General features: G+C 68.3%; 5 protein-coding genes. 3 read left to right on the forward strand and 2 right to left on the reverse strand.

Features of this window, described 5'->3' with window-relative positions; all coding sequences use genetic code 11:
- Positions 1-52 precede the first annotated feature (52 nt).
- Positions 53-1,156 (reverse strand): alpha-hydroxy acid oxidase, encoded by a 1,104-nt coding sequence (locus GT007_RS19170; protein WP_160123277.1) that lies wholly within the window; start codon positions 1,154-1,156, stop codon positions 53-55.
- 83 nt (positions 1,157-1,239) lie between these two features.
- Here GT007_RS19170 and GT007_RS19175 point away from each other — a divergent pair, with 83 nt between their 5' ends.
- Positions 1,240-2,103, forward strand: coding sequence for an isocitrate lyase/PEP mutase family protein (locus tag GT007_RS19175; protein ID WP_160123278.1), 864 nt, complete (start codon positions 1,240-1,242; stop codon positions 2,101-2,103).
- A 223-nt stretch (positions 2,104-2,326) separates the two neighbouring features.
- On the opposite strand, the gene GT007_RS19180 is transcribed toward GT007_RS19175, so the two are convergent.
- Positions 2,327-4,609: a xanthine dehydrogenase family protein molybdopterin-binding subunit gene (locus tag GT007_RS19180; RefSeq protein ID WP_160123279.1), complete on the reverse strand. Its 2,283-nt coding sequence runs from the start codon at positions 4,607-4,609 to the stop codon at positions 2,327-2,329.
- A gap of 155 nt (positions 4,610-4,764) precedes the next feature.
- On the opposite strand from GT007_RS19180, the gene GT007_RS19185 reads away from it, so the two are divergent.
- Positions 4,765-5,667: a DMT family transporter gene (locus GT007_RS19185; protein ID WP_236571763.1), complete on the forward strand. Its 903-nt coding sequence runs from the start codon at positions 4,765-4,767 to the stop codon at positions 5,665-5,667.
- The gene (locus tag GT007_RS19190) at positions 5,657-6,469 is read left to right on the forward strand and encodes an alpha/beta fold hydrolase (protein ID WP_160123281.1); all 813 of its coding nucleotides are present in this window, start codon (positions 5,657-5,659) and stop codon (positions 6,467-6,469) included. Before GT007_RS19185 ends, GT007_RS19190 begins: the two co-directional genes overlap by 11 nt.
- Positions 6,470-6,617 lie beyond the last annotated feature (148 nt).

Below are 6,617 nucleotides of genomic sequence, written 5' to 3' on the forward strand. Positions count from 1 at the left end.
ATCTCCCCAGCGGAGGGGGGGTGGGGGAGGCGGCGCCTCCCCCATGTCGCCGTCAGTATCCTTGCCGCAGCAGCGGAAAGGCGCTGTGCACATCCGGCCACACCACCGGCGGCGCGCCCAGATGCACATGGTTGCGCGTCAGTTCCCCGAACCCGTTCACGCCCGACAGCCCCAGCGCCTTGATCGCCTCGTCTTCCAGGATCTCCAGCATGTTGGCGATGCCTTCCGCCCCGTCCGCCGCCAGCGCGTAGAGGTAGAGCCGCCCCACCCCCACCCAATCCGCGCCCAGCGCCAGCGCCTTCACGATGTCCGTGCCGCGGCTGAAGCCGCCATCCACCATGATCTTCGCGCGGCCGGCCACGGCCTCCGCCACCTCGCGCAGCACGTCCAGGCTGCCGCGCCCGTGGTCCAGCTGCCGCCCGCCATGGTTGGAGACATAGATCACGTCCACCCCGGCCTCGACCGCCAGCGCCGCGTCCTCGGCGGTGCCGATGCCCTTCAGGATCAGCGGGATGCGGTGGCGGTCCTTGAAGCGGCGCACATCGTCCCAGTTCAGCGCCGCCTGGTGCTGCATGCCCACATTGGCCGCGCGCCAGCTTTTGACGAAGCGCTTGGCGATGTCGCGCTCCCGCCGGGAATAATGGGCCGTGTCCACCGTGATGGCGAAGGCGTCATAGCCCGCGGCCGTCGCGCGCTTCGCGTTCTCGTCGATGAAGGCGCTGTCGCCGCGCGTATAGAGCTGGAACACGCGGGGCCCGCTGGCCGCCGCCGCCGCTTCCTCCAGCCCCGGCTGGCTGACGGAGGAGAGCATGAAGGGCACGCCGAACGTCCCCGCCCCCCGCGCGACGGAGGCACCGCCCCCGGCCTCGAAGCTTTCGAGCGAGCCCACGGGGGCGAGGAAAACCGGCAGCCGGATGCGGTGGCCGAAGAATTCCACGCTGGCATCGACCTTGGACACATCGTTCAGCACGCGCGGGCGCAGCGCCACCGTGTCGATCGCCATGCGGTTGCGCGCGACGGTGGTTTCCGTCTCCGTCCCGCCGATCAGATAGTCCCAGATGTTGTGGTTCAGCTTCTGCTTCGCGGCCTTCACGAATTCATGCAGCGTCAGATACTTGCCGCCATCCAATTCGTTGCGATGGAACCTGTCGGTCATGTTTCCCCCTATTGTGGCCCGGCCGGGTTTGCCCGCGACGCTAGGCTTGCCATGATGTCCTATCAAGACACGGAGGAAACGATATGCGGTGGAAAGCCAGGCGCGAGGCGGCACGGGCGGTGCTGGAGGGGAGCGCGTGCATCCACCCGGCCTCGGTGCATGATCCGGTCTCCGTGCGCATCGCGGAGGGGCTGGGCTTCGAGCTCGGCATGTTCGCGGGCTCCGTCGCGTCCCTGGCCGTGCTGGGCGCGCCGGACCTGATCGTGCTGACCCTGACGGAATTCGCCGAGCAGGCGCTGCGCATCAACCGCGCCGCCAGCCGCCTGCCGCTGGTGGTGGATGCCGACCATGGCTATGGCAACGCGCTGAACGTGATGCGCACGGTGGAGGAGCTGGAGATCGCGGGCGTGGCCGCCATGTCCATCGAGGACACGGAACTGCCCACCCCCTATGGCACCACCAAGCCGCGGCTGATCGCGCTGGATGAGGGCGTGGGCAAGATCCGCGCCGCACTCGCCGCCCGGCAGGACAAGGGGCTGTCCATCTTCGCGCGCACCGGCGCCGTTTCCGTGACGGGGCTGGAGGACGCGCTGCTCCGCGCCAAGGCCTACTGCAAGACTGGCGCCGACGGGCTGTTCCTGACCGGCGTGACGAAGCGCGCGGAGCTGGACGCGATCGCCGAGGTGGCGACCATCCCCATCATCCTGGGCACGCTGTCGCCGGAGATCACGGACAAGGCATACCTGGCCAGCCGGGGCGTGCGCATCGCGCTGCAGGGGCATCTGCCCTTCCAGGCCGCGATCCAGGCCCTGCACGCGACCATGAAGGCCCTGCGCGACGGCGTGCAGCCCAAGGATGTGGGCGGGCTGCCGGAACCGGCGCTGGCCAAGGCGGTGACGCGGGAGGCGGATTACGCGGCTTGGGGGAAGGGGTATCTGGGGGGGTAGGGGTGAGGGCTTTGCCCTCACACTCCCATTGAGGGGGAAATGACTTTCCCCCTCAAACTCCCCCATTACTTTTTGGCAGTCTGGGGGCGGAGCATGTCCTGAGAACGTATTTTGATAAATTATATAATAATATCAATTAATTAAAACCAATCGCGGGAGGCTGGGAAGATCTTGTCTCCCCAGCGGGGAGGGTCCGGGAGGGGCGGCGCCCCTCCCGAATGTCTCAGCCCTTCGCCGCCAGCGCCCGCCAGATCGTCTCCGGCGTCGCCGGCATGTCGATGTGGGCCACCCCCAGCGCATCGCACAGCGCGTTCATCACCGAGGGCAGGCTGCCCGCGCAGCCCGCCTCGCCGCAGCCCTTCACGCCCAGCGGGTTGGTCTTGGCCGGCACGGGGTGCGACAGGAAGCCGATGGAGGGCAGGTTGTCCGCGCGCGGCAGGCAGTAGTCCATGTAGCTCGCGGTCAGCAGCTGGCCGTCCTCGGAATAGGCCACGCGCTCATACAGCGCCTGGCCGATGCCCTGGGCGATGCCGCCATGGGCCTGGCCCTGCACCAGCAGCGGGTTCACCAGCACGCCGAAGTCGTTGACGGTGGTGTAGCGCACGACCTTCGCCTCGCCCGTGTCCGGGTCCACCTCCACCTCGGCGATGTGGCAGCCGTTCGGATAGGCCTGGGGGGCCTCGTCGAACACGTGGCGCACATCCAGCTTGCCGGGGTTGCGCGCGGCCAGCTGCATGATGTCGATAGAACGGTCGGTGCCGGCGATGGTGAAGTTGCCGGCCTCGAACTCGATGTCGCCCACGGCGGCTTCCAGCGCCTCGGCGGCCAGCTCCTTGCCCTTGTCCACCACCTTCACCGAGGCTTCCATGATCGCGGCGCCGGAGGCCATGAGCGATTTGGAGCCGCCCGTGCCGCCGCCCGCGATCAGCTCGTCGCTGTCGCCCTGCAGCAGGCGGATCTTGTCGAAGGGCACGCCGAGCTGGCTGTGCAGCACCTGGGCGAAGGGCGTCCAGTGGCCCTGGCCGTAGTCCAGCGTGCCGGTGATGATCGTGACCGTGCCATCGGCGCCGAAGCGGATGCCGCCCTGCTCCTTGGCGGGGGGCGCGGTGCATTCCAGGAAATTGCCGATGCCGATGCCGCGCAGCTTGCCGCGGGCGCGGGCCTCGGCGCGGCGGGTCTCGAAGCCGTCGTAATCGGCCGCCGCCAGGGCTTCCTCCAGGATCGCGGAGAACTCGCCCCCGTCATACACGCTGCCGGAGGCCGCCTTGTACGGCATCGCCTCGGGCGGGATGTGGTTCAGCTTGCGCAGCGCCACCGCGTCCTTGCCCATCTCCTTCGCCGCCGTCTCGATCAGGCGTTCGAAGAAGTAGTTGCCCTCGGGCCGGCCCGCGCCGCGATAGGCGGCGATAGGGGTGGTGTTGGTCAGGTAGCTCTTGGTGTTCACCTCGATGAGGGGCACCGCGTAGTTGCTCTGGATGTTCTTGGTGAAGTTGGCCGTGCCCATCAGCGGCGCCACGGTCGAGAGATACCCGCCCATATTGGCGTAGGAGGTGAGGCGCACGGCCAGGAAATGGCCCTCCGCGTCCAGCGCCAGCTCGGCTTCCACCTCATGGTCGCGGCCATGCGCGTCGGACTGGAAGCTGCCGGTGCGCTCGTCGGTCCACTTCACGGGGTGGCCCAGTTCGCGCGCGGCATGCAGCAGCACCGCGTATTCGGGGTATGCGCTGGCCTTCATGCCGAAGCTGCCGCCCACATTGTGGGTCAGGATGCGCAGCTCCTCGTTCTTGACCTTCATGATGCTGGCCATCTGGTTGCGCAGGCCGAACACGCCCTGGCTGCCCAGCGTCAGCACATGGCGCCCGTCGATCCATTCGCCGATCGCCGAGCGCGGCTCCATCGGGCAGACCACCAGGCGGTTGTTGCGCAGCGCCAGCTTCGTGACATGCGCCGCCCCGGCGAAGGCCGCGGCCACCTTGGCCTCGTCGCCGAAGTGGAAGTCCAGCACCAGGTTGTTGGGCACATGGTCGTACAGCTGCGGGCCGTCATGGGCCTGGCTGGCCTCGGTGACGGAGGGCAGGGCGTCGATGTCCAGGAACACGGCCTCGGCCGCGTCCTTGGCCTGGGCCTTGGTCTCGGCCACCACCACGGCCACCGGGTCGCCCACGAAGCGCACGCGGTCCTCGGCGAGCGGCATGCGCTCGATGTTGATCAGCGGCGAGCCATCGCGGCTCTTCATCGGCATGGCGCAGCCCATGGGGCCATAGGCCTTCAGGTCGGCGGCGGTGTAGACCGCCTTCACGCCCGGCATGTCGAGCGCCGCCGACACGTCGATGCCATTGATCACGCCATGTGCGTAGGGGCTGCGCACGACATAGGCATAAAGCTGGCCGGGCTTGGAAATATCGTCGGTGTACTTGCCCTGGCCGGTCAGCAGCACGGGGTCTTCCTGCCGGGGGACGGGCTGGCCGATTCCGAATTTCAGGCTGGGGAGAAGGGTATCAGGCATGCGGCAGTGCTCCTCGGCGGGCCGGAACGGGGCGGAAAGCGTGGCGTTGCGGGCAATACCCAGCGCGCGCGTCGCCCCGAAGCGACGGCGTTGGGATGGAGGGTAATGCGCGCGGGGGCTTCCGCAAGGGCGCTTTGCGCTGCAACGTGCTGTTCATGGGGTTCCCGGGGGAAATGTCGCGCGCGGCGCAAGGGGTGGCCTACGCCATCATGGCGGGGATGCTGCTGACCACGCTGAACGCCATCATGCGTGAGGTGACGGCCACCATGGACGTCTACCAGGCGCAATTCCTGCGCTACTTCTTCGGCTTCGTGGTGATGCTGCCCTCGATCTGGCGCGACGGCATCGCCGCCTATCGCCCCAACGGGGTGTGGGGCCAAGCCTGGCGCGGTGTGGTCCATACCGCGGGCCTGACGCTGTGGTTCACCGCGCTGCCGCATCTGGCGCTGGCCGATGTCACGGCACTGGGCTTCACCACGCCCATCTTCATCATGATCGGCGCGGTGGTGTTCCTGAAGGAAAAGCCCGACTGGCGGCGCTGGACGGCGGCGGGCATCGGCTTCGCCGGCGTGCTGGTGGTGGTGGCGCCGGGCCTGTCCGGCGGGGGCGGCTTCTACAATCTGGTCATGCTCAGCTCCGCCCCGCTCTTCGCCGCCAGCTTCCTGATCACGAAGGCGCTGACCAGGCGGGACAGCCCGCAGGTGATCGTGGTGTGGCAGGCGCTGGCCGTCACGCTGTTCACCCTGCCCATCGCGATTCCGGGCTGGGCCTGGCCCGGGCCCTGGGTGTGGGTGATGCTGTTCGCCTGTGGGCTGCTGGGCAGCCTGGGGCATTTCTTTCTGACCCGCGCCTTCGCCATGGCCGACATCTCCGCCAGCCAGCCGTTGAAGTTCCTGGATTTGATCTGGGCTGCCAGCTGGGGTTTCCTGCTGTTCCATGAAGTGCCCAGCCGCACCACGATGATGGGGGCGGTCGTGATCTTCATCGCCACCACCTGGATCGCCCGCAGCGAATCCCGGGCCGCCCGACAGAGAGAAAAGACCCTGCATGCCCGATAGCCTGGAACGCACCGCCGAACGCCTGACCACGCCCTGTGGCGACGGCGAGATGGTCTGGCGGCGCTGGGGTTCTGGCTCGGTGCTGGTGCTGCTGCATGGCGGCAGCGGGTCCTGGCGGCATTGGGCGCACAACATCGCCCATTTCGCCGCGACCCGCACCGTGATCGCCCCCGACACCCCGGGCCTGGGCGAAAGCGCCCGCCCGCCGGGCGACCCCCACCCCAGCAGCATCGCCGCCGTGATGGCCGCGGGCCTCGCGCGCATCCTGGGGCCGGATCGGCATTACGACCTGGTGGGCTTTTCCTTCGGCGCCAATTGCGCGGCGCATCTGGCCGCGCTGGAGGGCGCGCATATCCGCAGCCTGACCATTGTGGGCGCCGCCTCCCTGGGCCTGCCGCGCATCGGGGTGGAGCTGGTGAAAGTCCGCAGCAAGCAGGGCGAGGAGCGCCGCGAGGCGCACCGCGAGAACCTGGCGCGGCTGATGTTCCATGACCGCGCGCTGATCGACGACGAGGCCCTGGCGATCCAGGAATGGAACACGGTGCACGCGCGGCTGGTCAGCAAGGGGCTGGCCTCCGGCTCCTCGCTGAAGGACCAGCTGCCGAAGATCACCGCGCCCGTGCGCGCCATCTGGGGCGGGCGGGATGCCGTGGCCTGGCCGCATATCGAGGAACGCCTGCAAGTGCTGCGCGACGCCCGGCCGGAGCTGCGGGAGAAGGTGATCGAGGGCGCGGGGCACTGGGTGATGTATGAGGCGCCCACGGCCTTTAACACGGCGTTGGAGGCGATGCTGGAAGGGTGAGGTGCACTCCTCAGGGGCTTCGCCCCTGTTCAGACCGGACACATCCCTGACTGATGTTCGGAGAGATGGTTGACGGTTTTTGGGTGAGAGTTTCGCGGGAGCGGAGCGATGCCCTGGAAGCCTGTATCGATCATGGACAGTCGCCGAG

It is taken from the genome of Rhodovarius lipocyclicus (genome assembly GCF_009900765.1).
GTDB lineage: Bacteria > Pseudomonadota > Alphaproteobacteria > Acetobacterales > Acetobacteraceae > Rhodovarius > Rhodovarius lipocyclicus.

Coding starts and splice junctions, on each gene's coding strand:
- GT007_RS19170 (WP_160123277.1), bottom strand. CDS start 1,156: ATGACCGACAGGTTCCATCGCAACGAATTGGATGGCGGCAAGTATCTG.
- GT007_RS19175 (WP_160123278.1), top strand. CDS start 1,240: ATGCGGTGGAAAGCCAGGCGCGAGGCGGCACGGGCGGTGCTGGAGGGG.
- GT007_RS19180 (WP_160123279.1), bottom strand. CDS start 4,609: ATGCCTGATACCCTTCTCCCCAGCCTGAAATTCGGAATCGGCCAGCCC.
- GT007_RS19185 (WP_236571763.1), top strand. CDS start 4,765: ATGGGGTTCCCGGGGGAAATGTCGCGCGCGGCGCAAGGGGTGGCCTAC.
- GT007_RS19190 (WP_160123281.1), top strand. CDS start 5,657: ATGCCCGATAGCCTGGAACGCACCGCCGAACGCCTGACCACGCCCTGT.